The organism is Enterococcus sp. DIV1307a, assembly GCF_050537425.1.
Lineage (GTDB): Bacteria > Bacillota > Bacilli > Lactobacillales > Enterococcaceae > Enterococcus > Enterococcus faecalis.
Window position 1 is genome coordinate 937,848 of sequence record NZ_CP172914.1, and the last position, 16,893, is coordinate 954,740.

Sequence of the window (16,893 nt, forward strand, 5' to 3'; positions counted from 1 at the left end):
AACAAATGAGGTGTAAACATGGCAAATTTAGTATATAGTCCTAAAGACATTTTACAAAAAGAATTTAAAACGAAAATGATGAACGGGTATGACCCAATTGAAGTAGACGAATTTTTAGACAATGTTATTAAAGACTACGAAGCTTATAATAAAGAATTATTAAGCTTGCAAGAAGAAAACAGCCGCTTAATGGCAAAATTAGACCAATTATCAAAAGCCCAACCAACGCCTCGTGTTGCTCAAGAAGTACCAAAAAGTGCAGCAGTGACCAACTTTGATATTTTAAAACGTTTATCAAACTTAGAGCGTGAAGTTTTTGGTAAAAAGTTAGATGAAACACCTTCAACACCTGTAACGCCTTCTGCACCGTCAATGCCTGCAGAACCAGCGAATCATGATGTTGATAATGCACAAACACGTCAATTTTAACAAGACAATTTAAGTCAAGTTTTCACGAGGAACAAAAAGCATTTATTAGAATAGCGGACACTTGTTGTAGTGTGTAAATTTTTGCTGTTCGTCTAAACAGATTTGTAATTTTCGGGTGATCGCGGTTTGCTTTTGCAAGCTGAGGAAAGTCCATGCTCGCACAAGCTGAGATGCTTGTAGTGTTCGTGCTTAGCGAAATCATAAGCTAAGGTACTCTTTTAGAGTAACGGCAGGAAAAATGACTAAGGTTTCGACTATGTCAAAGTATCCTTGAAAGTGCCACAGTGACGAAGCGATGTGGGAAACTCCATCGGTGGAACGCGGTAAACCCCTCGAGCGAGCAACCCAAACAATGGTAGGGGCGCTCTTCTAAAGGAAATGAACGAGTAGAAGAGGCAGAGTTTACTCTGCAGATAGATGATGACCGTCACCAATTTTTCCTGAAGAATTGGTGATACAGAACATGGCTTATAGAAAATTACAAGTAATTCAGGAAGACCTTCCAACGTAGTTGTGAAGGCTTTTTTTACGAAAAGAATAAAAAAATGTTAAAATAAAGAAACTGAGATAAAAGTAGTAAGCTGTCTGTTCTAAAGAGGCCGGAACAGGACCGTTTAGTTCAGAGAAAGCGGACAATTATAAAAAACAAGCGGAGCAGTAGTCGGCAGGACTGTTAGCTCCAGACAATAAAAAAGAGTCAAGAAGGAGTTTTTATGACGAAAGAAAAAACATTCAAACTTGTTGCAACGGCTGCTAGTGGCTTAGAAGCATTAGTTGGAAAAGAATTGCGTGATTTAGGGATTCCCTGTGAAGTAGAAAATGGCCGGGCCGTCTTTGAAGGAACAGTTGAAACAATTGCTACTGCCAATTTATGGCTACGAACAGCAGATCGGATTAAAATCGTCGTTGGCGAATTTAACGCCTATAGTTTTGATGAATTATTTGAAAAAGTTAAAGCACTTCCTTGGGAAGATTATTTGCCTTTAGATGCAGAATTTCCAGTTGCAGGTAAATCAATTAAGTCAAAATTGTATAGTGTTCCTGATTGCCAAGCCATCACCAAAAAAGCCATTGTTAACCGTTTAAGAGAAGTTTACCATCGTCCAGCGACGGTGCCTTTAACCGAAACAGGAGCTTTGTTTAAATTAGAAGTGGCTCTTCTAAAAGATAAAGTGACGTTGACGTTGGACACGACTGGACCAAGTTTATTTAAACGAGGCTATCGCATTGAAAAGGGGGGCGCACCTCTTAAGGAAAACATGGCAGCTGCTTTAGTGATGTTGACCAATTGGCGCAAAGATCGTCCTTTTTATGATCCAGTTTGTGGTTCTGGAACAATTTGTATTGAAGCAGCATTAATTGGCCATAACATTGCCCCTGGCTTTAATCGTAGTTTCACTTGTGAAACATGGGATTGGGTTGATCCAGCAATTTTTGAAAAAGTACGTAACGAAGCCGAGGCAAAGGCAGACTACGATGTTGAATTAGATATCTGTGGTTCAGATGTTGATGGGCGAATGATTGAAGTCGCACGAGCGAATGCTGAGGAAGTTGGTTTAGGTGATTCAATTACTTTTAAACAATTGGCATTAAAAGATTTTACAACCGAGAAGGAATATGGTGTAATGGTAGCTAACCCGCCTTATGGTGAGCGTTTAGGAGAAGAGGAAAGTGTTCGCCGTTTGTATAAAGAAATGGGCCATGTTTTCCGTCCGTTAACTACTTGGAGCAAGTATATACTGACGAGTGATCTTGCTTTTGAAGAATATTATGGTGCCAAAGCTACTAAAAAACGGAAGCTTTACAACGGAGCCTTACGAACAGATTTATTCCAATACTGGGGAACACGTCCACCAAGAAAACCACGGGAAGACTAAGAAAGCTGGTGTAAAAAAATGAAGGAAGCTGTATTTTTACAAGAAGTGAAAGAAATTCAATTACTAAAAAATGCCTTGACATTATTAGACTGGGATTCATCAACTGGGATGCCAGAAAAAAGTAGTCCTTTTCGAGGAGAAGTAGAAGGGTATTTAACCGGATTATATTTTGAACGAAGTATTGGCCCAGTTATTCAAGAAGCATTGGCCTATTTTGAGACACGCCCTGAAGAATTATCTGAATTAGGGAAACTGGTTTTTGAAAAAGTAAAAGAAGAATATGCTTTGAATAAAAATGTTCCAGCTGAACGTATGCAAGAATATGTTAAAGTATTAAACCAAGCACATACAGATTGGCTAAAAGCACGCGCTGCACAAGATTTCGGCTTGTTAGAAGAAACCTTAACGAAGGTCGTTGCGTTCCAAAAAGAGTTCATTCCTTATTGGCAAAAAGAAGAAAAAACTCCGTATGATGTGTTATTAAATCAATTTGAACCAGGGATGACGGTTGAGAAACTAGACCAAGTATTCGACCAAGTAAAACAAGGGATTCAAGAGATTCGGACCGTTTTAGCAGAAAAAGGTACGCCGCCTAGAACTGACTTTTTATCTAGAAAAATGACCAAAGAACAACAACGCCGTTTTGTGATTGGTGTGGTTGAACAATTAGGCTATGATTTTTCAAAAGGCCGATTAGATGATACAGTTCATCCATTTATGACAGCTCTAAATCGAAATGATGCGCGGATTACTACGCGCTGGGAAGAAAATAATTTCTCAATGGCAACATTTGGTGTGATTCATGAAGCGGGTCATGGGATGTATGAACAAAATTTTGATCCTAAATTTGACTTTACACCACTAAGCGAAGGCGCCTCTATGGGGATTCACGAATCACAATCGCTCTTTAATGAAATTATCATTGGTAGCAACCGAGCTTTTTGGCAAAAACAATACCCGTTTTTCCAAGAATGCGCAGAAGGCACTTTTGATGATATTGCTTTTGAAGATTTCTATGCTTCTTTAAAAGAAACGAAAGCGAGTTTGATACGGATTGATTCCGATAGTCTCACCTATCCTTTGCATATCATTATTCGTTATGAAATTGAAAAAATGTTGTTTAATGGTTCTTTGGAAGTCGCTGATTTGCCAAAAGTATGGAACGAAAAATACCAAGAGTACTTAGGCGTATCACCTGAAAATGATTTAGAAGGTGCCCTTCAAGATGTTCATTGGTCTGGAGGTAGCTTTGGTTATTTCCCATCTTATGCCTTGGGTTATATGTACGCCGCGCAACTATTTCACGCAATGAAACAAGAATTATCTGTTGATGAAATTTTAGCTTCGGAGGATTATTCTGATATCCGTAAATGGTTAACACAACATATTCATCAGTACGGCGCTTCACGTAAACCAAATCAATTAATTTATGATGCAACGGGAGAAGAATTGAATCCTAGTTATTTAATTGATTATATGAAAGCTATTTATTTTGATGTTTATCAAGTGCAATAAGTGAAACAAGCAAGGGGAAGTGGACAACAACAATGTTATCAATTCGTGAATATTTAGAAGCTGGTGAAACAACAATCTCAAACTTACTATTTGATCATTACCAAAAAATTGGTTTGAAAGATGATGAATTTCTCTTTTTACTGCAACTTTTTCGTTCGCAAAATGCAGGCGATTTATTTCCAGACTTAATGGCGATTGCAGAGACGATGGGTAAAACGCCAGATACGATTTATAAGTTGTTAAATCAATTGGTTTCTCGCGGATTTATTCGAATTGAAACACAACAAAACCAAAAAGGTCAAATGATGGATACGTATGATTTACTGCCTGTTTTTCAAAAGATTCAATTATTTTTACAAACGAGCAAAGAAAAACAAGTTGTCGCAAACCACGAAGATGAAATTAAACAGCTTTACCAAGGCTTTGAAAAAGAATTCGGACGTCCACTTTCACCAATTGAATTAGAAATGATTGGTCAGTGGTTGAACACGGACCATTATTCCCCTGAATTAATCCGGTTAGCGTTGCGAGAAGCTGTTTTAAATCAGGCGTATAGTTTGAAATATATTGATCGTATTTTACTTGCGTGGGAGCGTAAAAATATTACCACCAAAGAACAAGTTGCTGCTGATCAGAAAAAACGAAAAGATTCTATGATTCAAAATGAGATTGAACAACAAGGTCAGACACAAGAATCGTTGCCAAAGGTTACATTACACAATTGGTTAAATCCAGAAGACAGTGAATAAAAAGGAGGTGGGCCATGCTATCAAAAGAGAAAACAATGGAAGCTATTGAAATTATGTATGAGATGTTTCCAAATGCAGAATGTGAATTAAAACATAAGAATCCTTTTGAATTATTAATTGCTGTGATTTTAAGTGCGCAAGCAACCGATGTATCGGTAAATAAAGCGACTCCTGGTTTATTCGCAGCTTTTCCAACACCAGAAGCTTTAGCAGCTGCGCCGGTGGAGGAGATTATTGCTAAAATAAAAACCATTGGCTTATATCGCAATAAAGCAAAAAATATTAAAGCGTGCGCACAACAACTTTTAGAACGTTTCAATGGAGAAGTTCCGCAAACCAGAGATGAACTGGTCAGTTTACCTGGCGTGGGGAGAAAAACAGCCAATGTAGTAATGGGAGATGCTTTCGGCGAACCGGCTTTTGCAGTAGATACACATGTGGAACGAGTGTCCAAGCGCCTTAGAATTTGTAAGCTAAATGCGAATGTTACTGAAGTTGAGCAAACCTTAATGCGTAAAGTTCCGAAAGAACTCTGGGTGAAAACGCACCATACCATGATTTTCTTTGGGCGTTATCACTGCCTAGCAAGAGCGCCTAAATGTGAAGCCTGTCCGCTACTCTATATGTGTCAAGAAGGCAAAGAACGGATGAAAGGGAAATAACACATTTTTTCCTAAAAAAGCGAGCCACAAGTCCAACCGACTTGTGGCTCGCTTTCTTTTTTTGATTTTTAAGAAACGCAACAAATGATTGCGGTTTCTTAAAAATTGATTTAGTATAGACAGTGTGGTATATACTAGAAAATTTATTTTTTTGAAGAAAGATAGGCGATGAAATGACAGAAAATGCACCCAAATTTAAGCAAATTTCTGCAGAAATTGAAAAGAAGATTCGAGACGGTCTGTATGTAAGTGCACAAAAATTACCTTCAGAATATGATTTAGCTAAAGAATATAACTGCAGTCGCTTGACCATCCGTAAAGCGATTGATGATTTGATCCGCAAAAATATTTTGGTAAAACGACATGGTAAAGGTAGTTATGTGATGTCGCAAGCGAAAATTCAAAGTGGTCGCGCTGGCTTACAAGGTTTTACTGAGGCAGCCAAAGCTTACGGGAAAAAAAGCCAGACAGAAGTCATTTCCTTTGAAGAAGTAGTACATCCCGCTGAGAAAATTCGGGAGGCGCTCCAAGTAGGCAAAAATGAGGCAATTTATGAACTGATTCGCCGCCGAATGTTAGACGGCGAACCAATGACAGTTGAAAAAATTTATTTGCCACAGGCATACGTACAAGGCCATACGAAGCAAGACTTCGAGGGCTCTCTTTTCTGCTTAATCGAGAAGAACGTCGAGATTGCTTATTCGCATCAAGAAATTGAAGCAATCTTAGTTGAAGCGGAAATTTCAGAATTATTGAATGTTCCTGTGGGCCAACCACTTTTACAAGTCCACTCTATCACCTATGCGCTTGATGCAACTCCTATTTTATATGATGTCTCTTTATATCGAGCAGATCGGTACACGTTTAAAAACACACTGACCCGCTATAGCCCGTCTGAAAACAACCAAGTGGAGCTAGGAGGTTCTTGGAACGAATGAAGATCAAAGAAGAAATAGCCGCTCAAAAAGATTTATTTTATGAAGACTTAAACAAAATTATCGCGATTCGAAGTGTGAAAGGGTCGCCTAAAAAAGAGGCACCTTTTGGCGAAGGACCGAAAAGAGCCTTGGAAGAAACGCTGAAACTTGCAGAGCGTTATGGTTTTCAAACTGGGATTGTCAATGACGCAGTTGGCTATGCGCAATGGGGAACAGCGGAAGAATATCTGGGAATTATTGGTCATTTAGATGTAGTACCAGAAGGTTCTGGTTGGTCAGTGCCGCCCTTTCAATTAACGAAAAAAAATCAACGTTTGTATGGTAGAGGAATTCTAGATAATAAAGGTCCTATCTTGGCTTGCCTGTATGGAATGAAATTACTGAAAGAACTTGGTTACCAACCAAAGAAAACCATTCGCTTAATGTTTGGCACGGATGAAGAAAGTGGGAGTGGAGATATCCCCTTATATTTAGAGAAGGAAAACGCACCCGTTTTTGGATTTACTCCAGATTGTAAATATCCAGTAGTTTATGGGGAGCGAGGGATTGTTAATTATGAGATCACAACGACCATCCCAGATGATTCAAGTGAACAAATTGGTCAGATTATAGGTGATCAAGCAAAAGACCACGTACCTGATCAATTAAGTGTGGTGATTGCGGGAAAAACAACAGCAATCACGGGAAAACGTGCTCCTTCCAATGCGCCAGAACTAGGCAAGAACGCGATTACTTTATTGGCACAGAAAATTAGCGAGGAACAGTTAGTCAAAGGAAATTTATTACAGTATTTCGACTGGTTAACCGCTAGTTTTCACGAAAAGCACTATGGCGAAGGAGTAGCTCTGGACTTTAAGGATCAGGATAGTGGGCAATTGATTTTAACGCCCTATGCGTTGGAAAAAAGAGGACAGCAATTGGTGTTATCATTGGCCGTGCGTTATCCTGTTTCTATTACAGAAAACGAAGTAACCACGCAGCTAACGAAGGCACTATTTCCAGAAAGTGAAGTGACCGTCATCCGCCGCCTCCCTAGTACGCTGTTTCCAAAAGATGAGCGCAATGTTCAAAAATTAACCAAGGTTTATGAACAAATTACTGGCTTAGATGGGACGCCAGTCACAACTACAGGTGCTACGTATGCTCGCTTTATGCCGAATATCGTTGCTTTTGGTCCATCATTTCCTGGTCAAAAAGGCATTGCGCATAACCAAGATGAATATATGGATGAAAAAGATTTACTGCTTAATCTGGAAATCTATATGCAAGCGATGATTGCATTAACAGAAGCATAAAACCAATAGAAGATACACGTATGAGAAGAAGCCAATGTGTTTCGTAGAGGTCGCATACGTGTATCTTCTATTTTTCTGTATAAAATTTCATTTTCAGTATATACAAAACAGTATATACTGGTTTATAATGGTGGAGAAATGTAAGCGTTAACGAAAGGGCGGATGGAAAATGACTTGGGGTGCAATTGCGACATGGCGGATGGCACATGATGGGTTACTAAAAGCTACAGAAGAATTACAACAAGGAGGTGCTGCAGGCACGGCCGTGGAACAATTAATTAAAGAAGTAGAAGACTATCCTTTTTATAAGTCAGTGGGCTACGGCGGTTTACCTAATGAGGAAGGGATTTTAGAAATGGATGCTGCCTATATGGATGGAGACACATTTGCAATTGGTGCTGTGGCGGGAATTACAGATGTTAAAAATCCGATTTCAGTGGCTAAAGCATTAAGTAAAGAGAAGTTTAATAGTTTTCGTGTTGGCGCAGGTGCAACGAAATATTCAATGTTGCACGGTTTTGAAAGAAAGAATATGTTGACAGAACGCGCTAATCAATGGTGGCAAAAGCGTTTAAAAGAAATTCAGGAAAATCAGTTGAACCCCTATGATGGGCATGATACTGTCGGCGCTATTACGTTAGACCAAACAGGATCAATGGCAGCTGGCACTTCCAGTTCGGGACTCTTCATGAAAAAAGCAGGACGTGTTGGCGATTCACCACTGTCAGGTTCTGGTTTTTATGTTGATAGCGAAATTGGTGGTGCTGCGGCTACAGGCTTAGGTGAAGATTTAATGAAAGGCTGTCTTTCTTATGAAATCGTTCGTTTAATGGGGGAAGGGCGCTCGCCACAACAAGCATGTGATCAAGCCGTCTATGCTTTTCATGAAAAATTGACCCAACGTTATGGGAAAGCAGGAGCTTTTTCACTAGTGGCCATGAACAAACAGGGAGACTGGGGCGTAGCTACGAATGTGGAATTTACTTTTACGGTTGGTACTGATATGCAGCAACCAGAAATCTATATTGCAAATCCAGGCAAGAATCATACCACAGAGATTCAGCCGATTTCACAAGAATGGTTAGCGGCCTATGAAAAAAGAATCAAAGCACCAATTGAATAAATGAGGAGAGTGAAGGAACATGAGTAAAAAACAAATTTATCTTTTTTGTGATGCAGGGATGTCTACAAGTATTATGGTGAATAAAATGATGGAAGTGGTGGAAAAACATCAAATGCCTTTAATGATTACTGCTTTTCCTATTGCAAGAGCACAAGAAGTGGTTGAAGCAGAGAAGCCTGTTGCTATTTTATTAGGACCACAAGTCCGTTTTTTATTAGAAAAAACAAAAGAACAATTTGCTCCTCAAGGGATTCCTGTCGCTGCAATTGCGCCAGAAATTTATGGCATGATGGATGGCGAAAAAGCATTGAAAGAAGCGCTGCGGTTAATTAAGCAAAATAAAAAATAATAGATAGGAGTGACGACCGTGCAAAAATTTTTGGATTGGTTAGAGCGCGTATTGACCCCTTTGGCAAAAGTGATAGGAGAAAATAAGTATTTAGTAGCGATTCGTGATGGCTTCCTTTTATCAACGCCCTTGTTGATTGTTGGTTCGGTCTTCTTATTAATTGCTAATTTTCCTTTGCCACAATGGGATACTTGGATGTCTCATTTGCTTGGTAAAGACTGGGCGACAATGATGTCTGTTCCAGCTAGTGCTAGTTTTGATGTAATGACTATTCTGGCCGTTGTCGGTATTGCCTATAGTTTAGGAAAACAATTCAATGTGGATGCAATGCAAGCAGGAATTATCGCATTGGTTTCATTTTTTATTGTAACGCCTTATCAAACATTATTTACACCGGAAAATAGTTCAAAGGTTTATGAAGTTACTAGTTTACCTTTAAAATGGATGGGTTCCAGTGGCTTGTTTTTAGGAATGATTGTCGCATTAATTGCGACTCGTTTATTTGTGGCCATTGTTCGTAAAGGGTGGACAATAAAAATGCCAGAAGGAGTGCCACCAACAGTGGTTAAGTCTTTTGAGGCCCTGATTCCGAGTTTTTTAGTTGTTACTCTCATGTTTTTAGTCAATTGGCTGGCTGCTTTAACTCCTTATGGTAATTTACAAGATGTTATTTTTGAATTTCTACAAACGCCCTTATTGAGTCTTGGTAATACCTTAGGTGCAATGAGCATTGCTTATTTATTTTTACACTTCTTTTGGTTCTTTGGCATTAACGGAGGTAGTGTGGTTGGCGCAGTCTTTAATCCTGTTTTGCGGGCATTGTCTGTTGAAAATTTACAAGCATTTAAAGACGGTCATGAAATTCCCAACATCATCACTGGACAATTTCAAGATATGTTTGCAACATTTGGTGGCGCCGGTTCCACACTCTCATTAATCATTGTGATGGTCTTATTCTGTAAAAGTCAACGAATTAAAAAGCTTTCGCAACTTTCACTAATTCCTGGTGTTTTTGGGATTAACGAACCAATCATTTTTGGGTTACCAATTGTTTTAAATCCAATCCTTTTAATTCCATTTGTCTTAGTACCCGCAATTAATATTATTATTGCCTATTTTGCTATGGATTGGGGCTTAGTTCCATTGACGAATGGTATTCAATTGCCGTGGACGACCCCGCCAATTATCTCAGGATTTTTAGTCAGCGGTTGGCAAGGATCAATTCTGCAAGCTCTCTTATTGGTACTAGGAATGTTCATTTATTATCCTTTTATTCGAGTTATGGATGACCAATATTTACGTGAAGAATGGAAAGCACAAGAAGAAGAGAGTGAAGAAATTGATTTTGATTCCTTTGACTTCGATGATTTATAAATAAGGAGGAAATAGGCATGAAAAAAATCCTTTTAGTCTTAAACCACAGTTTAGCAGGATTTGGCAGTGATGAACAAGCTCAGCTGAAACCAAGTGGTAAAAAAGCTCCCTTAGGTCCAGGGGTAACATTGCTACCATTTTTACAGAAGCAAGGTGCGGAAATTGTTGCGACACTTTATTGTGGTGACCAATATTATTTGGAAAACGAGGAAGAGGTAGCAAAGAAATTTATTGGCTTTGCAAAAAAGTTTCATGCCGATGCGGTTCTTTGCGGACCAGCCATGCATTATCCTAATTTTGGAGAAATGGCTGCTCGTCTAGCTTGTAAGTTTAATGCTGCAGGCATTCCTGCAATTGCAGCGATGGCAGAAGAAAATCCAGCAGTTAGTCACTATTATCAGCAAGTACCGATTGTGAAGATGCCCAAAAAGGGCGGCATTGGTTTAAATAATTCGTTTAAACAAATGGCGCAATTGGTCGTGGCAAAAGCAAATGGAAAAGAAACCAAACAGTTAGAAGAAACAAGTTGTTTTTAATTGTTGATAATCTAAAGAGAAATCCAGAATGAACGCATGATTGTGTTCGTTTTGGATTTTTTGCTTTTGTTTAGCGAATGTATGTTCTATAATAGGGAGGCAGATAGGTGGGATTACGTGAAATCAACGAGAAAAATTGCGGTGCGTCAAGTGGTCGAATTTATTTTAAGGCGGGGAAGTATCGATTCTCGCCATGTGAGTGAACATACACCACAAGAAGGTAGTCGCCTTCATCGAATGTTGCAAAAGGAAGCGGGGAGCCTTTATCAAAAGGAAGTATCTTTAAAAATTGAGGTGCCTTTAAATGGCCATAATTATTGTGTAGAAGGTCGTGCAGACGGCATTTTTGTGAAAGAAACTGGGCAAGTGGTCATTGATGAAATTAAAACATCCGAACCAGCGTTTGAAGAATTGCCGCCAGAAAAGGTCGAATTGTTTTGGTATCAAGCGATGTGTTATGGTCACATGTATTGCCAACAAGAACAACTTTCTGAAATAACGCTTCAACTCACTTATTATCAGACCACCACAAAACAAATCACACGACAAGAACGCCATTTTACAGAAGCTGCATTAGCGGAGTTTTTTACTGATTTGATGAAGCGCTATGAACAGTGGGTAATTTTTAAAGAAGAGTGGCGTATTTTGAGAAATAAATCATTAAAAAATCTTAGTTTTCCTTACGGGGAGTATCGCAAAGGGCAACGAGAATTGGCGGTAGCCGTCTATAAAACAATTCTTAGTAAACAGCGGCTCTTCGTGGAAGCACCAACTGGAACAGGCAAGACAATGTCCACTCTTTTTCCAGCAATGAAAGCAATTGGTGAAGAAGAAGGTGAACGGATTTTTTATTTAACAGCTAAGACCATCACGCGGCAAGTGGCTGAAGATGCCGTCAAAGCGCTGTCCGAAAAACAAGCGCAAACTAAGAGTATTACGTTAACAGCAAAAGATAAAATTTGTTTTTTAACTGAACGAAATTGTACACCAGAACATTGCCCGTTTGCTGATGGCTATTATGATCGTTTAAATGAGGGACTGTGGGATTTATTGCAACATGAAAATCATTTAACGAGAGAGGTTATTGAACGGTATGCACAAAAGCACCAATTGTGTCCATTCGAGTTGTCGCTAGATGCAAGTCTTTGGTGTGATTTAATTATTGGCGATTACAATTATCTATTTGATCCAACGGTTTATTTACGGCGCTTCTTTGAAGAACCCCAAAGTGCAGAAGAGAATATTTTTTTAGTGGATGAAACCCATAATTTGGTTAATCGTTCACGGGAGATGTATTCGGCCGCTATTTCTAGGAATGCGGTTTTGCAAATTCAAAAAAGATTGCAAAAAGAATCTGTTCAATTGAAAAGAGCTTGTCAAAAAGTCTTAACTACGTTTGATGATATTGAAGCAATCTGTGAAGAAAAAGACACGGATTTTTTTGCCCAACGCGCGCCAATTGATTCATTAGTTAAACAGATACATCGATTAACAGAAGTAATTGCAGAATGGTTGCCAGAAAATCAACACATTGAGGAATTGGCGTCGATTCTCAGTTTTTATTTTGATTGTTTAAGTTATCTTCGAATCAGCGAGTATTACGACAACGGCTTTTATACGTCTATTTCTTTGCGAAACTATGACTGCGTTGTGAAACAATTTTGTGTCGATCCGGCTTATTTATTGTCACAACGATTAGATAAAGGGAAAGCGAGTATCTTATTTTCGGCAAGTTTAACACCTCTGAATTATTATCAAGAAGTGCTTGGTGGAGGTGAAGAAAGCCTACGTTATCGGATTCCGTATCCTTTTCCGGAAGAAAATCAATTGTTGATGATTGGTAGTCATCTTCAAACAACCTATAAAAACCGTGAAAAAAGTTATCCACAGATTAGTGAACTTTTAGGGAAGTTAAGTGAAACAAAAACAGGTAATTATTTAATTTTCTTTCCTTCCTACGCCTATATGGATGATGTCTATCAAGTATTTAGCCAACGTTACCCGCAAGTAAAAACTCAAATTCAGGGAACGGACTTAAACGAAAAAGAGCGAGAAGCATTTTTAGCTGAATTTAAAGAGAATCCTCAAGAAACTTTCATCGGTTTTTGTGTTTTAGGTGGTATATTTTCAGAAGGAATTGACTTGAAAGGTACCCGATTGATTGGTACGATAATTGTTAGTGTCGGGCTACCACAAATGAACCCAGAGCAAGAACTGATTCGCACTTTTTATCAAGAAGAGCGAGGGCAAGGGTTTCAATTTGCGTATCAAATTCCTGGCATGAATAAAGTCTTGCAAGCGGCTGGACGTGTCATTCGAGATGCGCAAGATAAAGGCTTTGTGTTGTTATTAGACGAACGATTTGAATTACCAAGTGTCCAGCGTTTCTTTCCGCCGCATTGGTTGGCGCATCGAAAGGCAAACACCAATGAACAACTCATTCAACAAGTGAAACAATTTTGGTTAAAAAATAAAGAAAACAAAGGAGGAAACAAATGAAGACCATTTTAGTCCTTCATACAGGTGGGACCATTTCCATGTCGAAAGTAGCAGGAGGAAGTGTTGCCCCGAATGAAAAAAATCCGTTGATGGAACAAGAAGCATTATTTTCTGGCAAGGTTCATTTAGTTGTTGAAGATATTTTTAATATTCCCTCACCACACATGACCTTAGAACGGATGTTTCAATTAAAAGAACGGATTCAAAAAGCTTATTCTGAACCAATTGATGGCGTGGTTATTACGCATGGAACAGATACATTAGAAGAAACTGCTTATTTTTTAGATATAACCTTAGAGAAAAAAATCCCCATTGTTTTAACAGGAGCAATGCGGTCAAGTAACGAAATCGGTAGTGATGGCTTGTATAATTTCATCAGTGCTATTTGGACTGCTTGTTCAGACGAATCGTACGATAAAGGTGTTTTAGTCGTGATGAATGATGAAATTCATACGGCGCGTTATGTGACAAAAACACATACAACGAACGTAGCGACGTTTCGGACGCCAACTTTTGGACCAATAGGAACCATTGCGAAAGAACGTGCTTTTTTTGCGAAAGAGGTCTTACCGCAAGAAGTTTGCGATGTTTCTTCTGTGAAAGGAAATGTTCACGTAGTGAAGGCCTATGCGGGGATGGGTGAACGGATGTTTGAATTATTAAACACCCCAGAAACGGATGGGTTAGTAATTGAAGCGCTAGGCGCGGGTAATTTACCGCCAGAAACGCTCCCAGCATTACAAAAAATGCTAGACAACGGGATTCCAGTCGTTTTAGTTTCTCGTTGTTCCAATGGCATTGCTGAAGATATCTATGATTATGCTGGTGGTGGCGTTGGCTTGAAAAAAATGGGGGTCGTTTTTGCCCGTGGTTTAAACGGACCGAAAGCGCGGATTCGTTTAATTGTTGGTTTAAACAGCGAAAAAAATCCTGCAGAGTTAAAAGAATTTTTGGAACAGTAACTAATTTTAAGGAGAAAATAAATGAAGCTGTTTGAACGCATTCATCAAGATACTGAAATTCGACAAATTTATGATGCAATTGGTCAAATGGAAGATGAAGAAGCTGGGTGGGCATACCATAATTGGTTTCATGTAACCAATGTCGTAGCCATGACGGAAATGATTTTGAAACAACTTGCTGTTTCAGAGGAGTATTTAGAGGCGGCAAAAATTGCGGCACTGCTCCATGATGTGGGTGCGCTACAAGGAAAAGCAGGACATGCACTTCGTGGGAAACAATTTGCAGAAGCATATTTTCGTAAGCAAAAGATTTGTTTGCCTTATCAAGAAGAAATTTTATCTTCTATAGAAAATCATAGTAACGGCTTTGATTCGGAAGAGTTAATGACGCTAGCGCTAATCATTAGTGATAAATTAGATATTACAACCTCTCGTGTTGCAAAGGCTGGTTATTTTGTACCGGGAATGCGGCAATTTCAATTTTTAAAGAAAATTGAAATTATGCTTTCAGAACAAGAGGTTTGTGTCTCATTTACGGCAGAAGAAGAACTGGATTTAGAAGAATTAAATGCGTTTTATTTTATGCCAAAGGTCTTCAAAGCAATTGCCGCTTTTTCAGAAAAAATCCAACGCCGACCAATCGTTTTATTGAATAATCAAGAATGGCCAGTACCAAAACAAAAAAATCCTTCAACTATTCATTAACAGTTGAAGGATTTTTTTAGCGATAATTGTTAAACTCAAGAGCCATTGGTAAGTCTAATTCTCGTAAAAGAGCCATGACTTTTTGTAAATCATCCCGACTTTTTCCAGTTACCCGAATTTTGTCTTCTTGGATTTGTGACTTAACTTTAATCCCAGAGTTTTTGATAGCTGTGTTGATTTTTTTCGCATTTTCTTTATCAATACCACTGATTAAATCACCATATTGGCGAGCAGTACCGCCTAAGGCTTTTTCACTTTCTGAGAAATGAATATTTTTAATCGGAACATTGCGTTTGACTAATTTTCCAAATAAAATATCCTTCACTTGCTCGACTTTATAATCATCTTCAGCTACGACTACTAGTTTATCGTTTTCCAATTTAATATCAGCAATTGACCCTTTAAAGTCAAAACGATTTTTCAATTCTTTCAAGGCAATTTGAATTGCGTTTTTGACTTCCTCCATATTGACCTCTGAAACTACATCAAAACTTGCTTCTTTTGCAGCCATGTAAAAACCTCCTAAAATATTCTTTGCTTCATCATATCATGAAATAGTAAAAAAGGTTAGGCTAGAATCATTTTGAATAGAGAAATAAGAAGATCAATTTTTAGGGATATCTTCTCGCATTCTTTCATGGAAACGTTGCAAAAAAAATTTTAATGTTCGCTTTTAGCCCCTTTTCTTTTAGGATAGAACCTGTTATTCTAAGTCAGAAGAATAGCGAAGGAGCGAAGAAAAATGAGTCGATTGGTTAGTACTTACCAAAGGAATGAATCGATAAAAAAAATAGCAGTGATGGCGATAACCGCTTTGACTTCTGCGGTCGGTTTGAATTTCTTTTTGATTCCGGCAAAAGTTTTTTCGGCAGGGATGAACGGAATTGCGCAAATCATTGCTACATTATTATATACAAATTTAGGAATCCATATTAATACAGGGATCTTCATTTTATTTTTAAACATTCCCGTCTTCATTCTAGGGTTTGTAAAATTAGGGAAACAATCAACGATTCTTAGTTTCATCAATGTTATTGGTATTTCCGTTGTCACTATGTTTGTGCCAATCGTAACAGTCACAACGAATCCTTTGATGAACGCAATTATGGGTGGTGTCTTAGTCGGCGTTGGCGCAGGGCTTTCATTGAAAATGGGCTTTAACACTGGCGGCATGGATATTATTTCACTGATTCTTTCAAAAACAACAGGGAAAACCGTTGGTAATTTTATGTTCTTATTAAATGGTATTATTGTGCTGTTGGCTGGTTTTGTATTTAACTGGGAAAGTGCGTTGTATACTATTATTTCCATTTACTGTTTGAGTCAGGTGGTCGACATGATTCATACCAGTCACCAAAAAGTCACAGCAATGATTGTCACCACGAGACCAGAAGCCGTTGCCTTAGAAGTTTCTCAACAAATCGCTCGTGGCATGACCTTGTTGCCTTCAATCGGCGGCTATTCAGGTGCAGAAGGTCGGATGATTATGATGGTCATTACTCGCTACGAACTCTATGATTTAGAACAAGCAGTTTACAGTATCGATGAGAATGCCTTTGTAAATATTTTACCAACACAATCGGTTTTAGGGCGTTTTGCCAATGAAGATGAACAACGGATTTTTCATAGTACAGGAACATTTCCTGAGCTTCAATCTTACAAGGTGAAACGTTATCCGCCAAAGAAAAAATTAAAATAGCAAGTCGGCCTTCAGGTCCCAAAGTCTTAACGGGAAAACTGGAGGTTTTTTTATAAAAATGAAGGTTATGTGAAAGAATAGACAAAAATTTTCTGAAAAAGGGAATTTTACTAGAAAAGTGTCAGGAATTCTGCTAAAATAGAACCGTTGGTTAGGGAACACCTAACAAATAAAGTTTTTA

General features: G+C 38.5%; 16 protein-coding genes and 1 other RNA gene. 16 read left to right on the plus strand and 1 reads right to left on the minus strand.

What is annotated here, in order from left to right:
• Positions 1-18 precede the first annotated feature (18 nt).
• The 15 genes from gpsB (at position 19) to IGL90_RS04660 (ending at position 15,013) form a co-directional block, all read left to right on the plus strand.
• The gene (gpsB, locus tag IGL90_RS04590) at positions 19-429 is read left to right on the plus strand and encodes a cell division regulator GpsB (RefSeq protein ID WP_002363721.1); all 411 of its coding nucleotides are present in this window, start codon (positions 19-21) and stop codon (positions 427-429) included.
• A gap of 107 nt (positions 430-536) precedes the next feature.
• An RNA gene (rnpB, locus tag IGL90_RS04595) (RNase P RNA component class B) lies at positions 537-905 on the plus strand.
• A 237-nt stretch (positions 906-1,142) separates the two neighbouring features.
• The gene (locus tag IGL90_RS04600; protein WP_002357989.1) at positions 1,143-2,306 is read left to right on the plus strand and encodes a THUMP domain-containing class I SAM-dependent RNA methyltransferase; all 1,164 of its coding nucleotides are present in this window, start codon (positions 1,143-1,145) and stop codon (positions 2,304-2,306) included.
• Between the two features lie 18 nt (positions 2,307-2,324).
• The gene (locus IGL90_RS04605; protein ID WP_002379331.1) at positions 2,325-3,821 is read left to right on the plus strand and encodes a carboxypeptidase M32; all 1,497 of its coding nucleotides are present in this window, start codon (positions 2,325-2,327) and stop codon (positions 3,819-3,821) included.
• 32 nt (positions 3,822-3,853) lie between these two features.
• Positions 3,854-4,570, plus strand: coding sequence for a DnaD domain protein (locus IGL90_RS04610; protein ID WP_002357986.1), 717 nt, complete (start codon positions 3,854-3,856; stop codon positions 4,568-4,570).
• Positions 4,571-4,584: 14 nt separating this feature from the next.
• Positions 4,585-5,232 (plus strand): endonuclease III, encoded by a 648-nt coding sequence (gene nth, locus IGL90_RS04615; RefSeq protein ID WP_002357985.1) that lies wholly within the window; start codon positions 4,585-4,587, stop codon positions 5,230-5,232.
• 173 nt (positions 5,233-5,405) lie between these two features.
• Complete coding sequence (locus IGL90_RS04620; protein WP_002357984.1) at positions 5,406-6,170, plus strand: GntR family transcriptional regulator, LSA1692 subfamily; 765 nt, start codon at positions 5,406-5,408, stop codon at positions 6,168-6,170.
• On the plus strand, positions 6,167-7,465 hold the full coding sequence (locus IGL90_RS04625; protein ID WP_002386630.1) for a Sapep family Mn(2+)-dependent dipeptidase: 1,299 nt from the start codon (positions 6,167-6,169) through the stop codon (positions 7,463-7,465). The genes IGL90_RS04620 and IGL90_RS04625 overlap by 4 nt, the downstream gene beginning before the upstream one ends.
• Before the next feature lie 169 nt (positions 7,466-7,634).
• A complete protein-coding gene (locus tag IGL90_RS04630) occupies positions 7,635-8,588 on the plus strand; it encodes a N(4)-(beta-N-acetylglucosaminyl)-L-asparaginase (RefSeq protein WP_002361636.1) in 954 nt (317 codons plus the stop codon).
• Positions 8,589-8,607: 19 nt separating this feature from the next.
• Positions 8,608-8,937, plus strand: a complete 330-nt coding sequence (locus IGL90_RS04635) for a PTS sugar transporter subunit IIB (protein WP_002357981.1) — start codon at positions 8,608-8,610, stop codon at positions 8,935-8,937.
• Between the two features lie 18 nt (positions 8,938-8,955).
• Positions 8,956-10,311, plus strand: a complete 1,356-nt coding sequence (gene celB / locus IGL90_RS04640; RefSeq protein WP_002384702.1) for a PTS cellobiose transporter subunit IIC — start codon at positions 8,956-8,958, stop codon at positions 10,309-10,311.
• A gap of 17 nt (positions 10,312-10,328) precedes the next feature.
• Entirely contained in the window at positions 10,329-10,847 is a 519-nt protein-coding gene (locus IGL90_RS04645; protein ID WP_002361637.1) for a GrdB-related putative oxidoreductase, read from the plus strand.
• A gap of 36 nt (positions 10,848-10,883) precedes the next feature.
• Complete coding sequence (locus IGL90_RS04650; RefSeq protein ID WP_002386632.1) at positions 10,884-13,346, plus strand: helicase C-terminal domain-containing protein; 2,463 nt, start codon at positions 10,884-10,886, stop codon at positions 13,344-13,346.
• On the plus strand, positions 13,343-14,308 hold the full coding sequence (locus IGL90_RS04655; RefSeq protein ID WP_002357976.1) for an asparaginase: 966 nt from the start codon (positions 13,343-13,345) through the stop codon (positions 14,306-14,308). The genes IGL90_RS04650 and IGL90_RS04655 overlap by 4 nt, the downstream gene beginning before the upstream one ends.
• Before the next feature lie 21 nt (positions 14,309-14,329).
• Positions 14,330-15,013: an HD domain-containing protein gene (locus IGL90_RS04660; RefSeq protein WP_002361640.1), complete on the plus strand. Its 684-nt coding sequence runs from the start codon at positions 14,330-14,332 to the stop codon at positions 15,011-15,013.
• A 16-nt stretch (positions 15,014-15,029) separates the two neighbouring features.
• Here IGL90_RS04660 and IGL90_RS04665 read toward each other — a convergent pair whose 3' ends face one another.
• Complete coding sequence (locus IGL90_RS04665) at positions 15,030-15,524, minus strand: YajQ family cyclic di-GMP-binding protein (protein ID WP_002357974.1); 495 nt, start codon at positions 15,522-15,524, stop codon at positions 15,030-15,032.
• A gap of 231 nt (positions 15,525-15,755) precedes the next feature.
• Between IGL90_RS04665 and IGL90_RS04670 the strand changes: the two genes are divergently transcribed.
• Complete coding sequence (locus IGL90_RS04670; RefSeq protein WP_002381974.1) at positions 15,756-16,712, plus strand: YitT family protein; 957 nt, start codon at positions 15,756-15,758, stop codon at positions 16,710-16,712.
• Positions 16,713-16,893 lie beyond the last annotated feature (181 nt).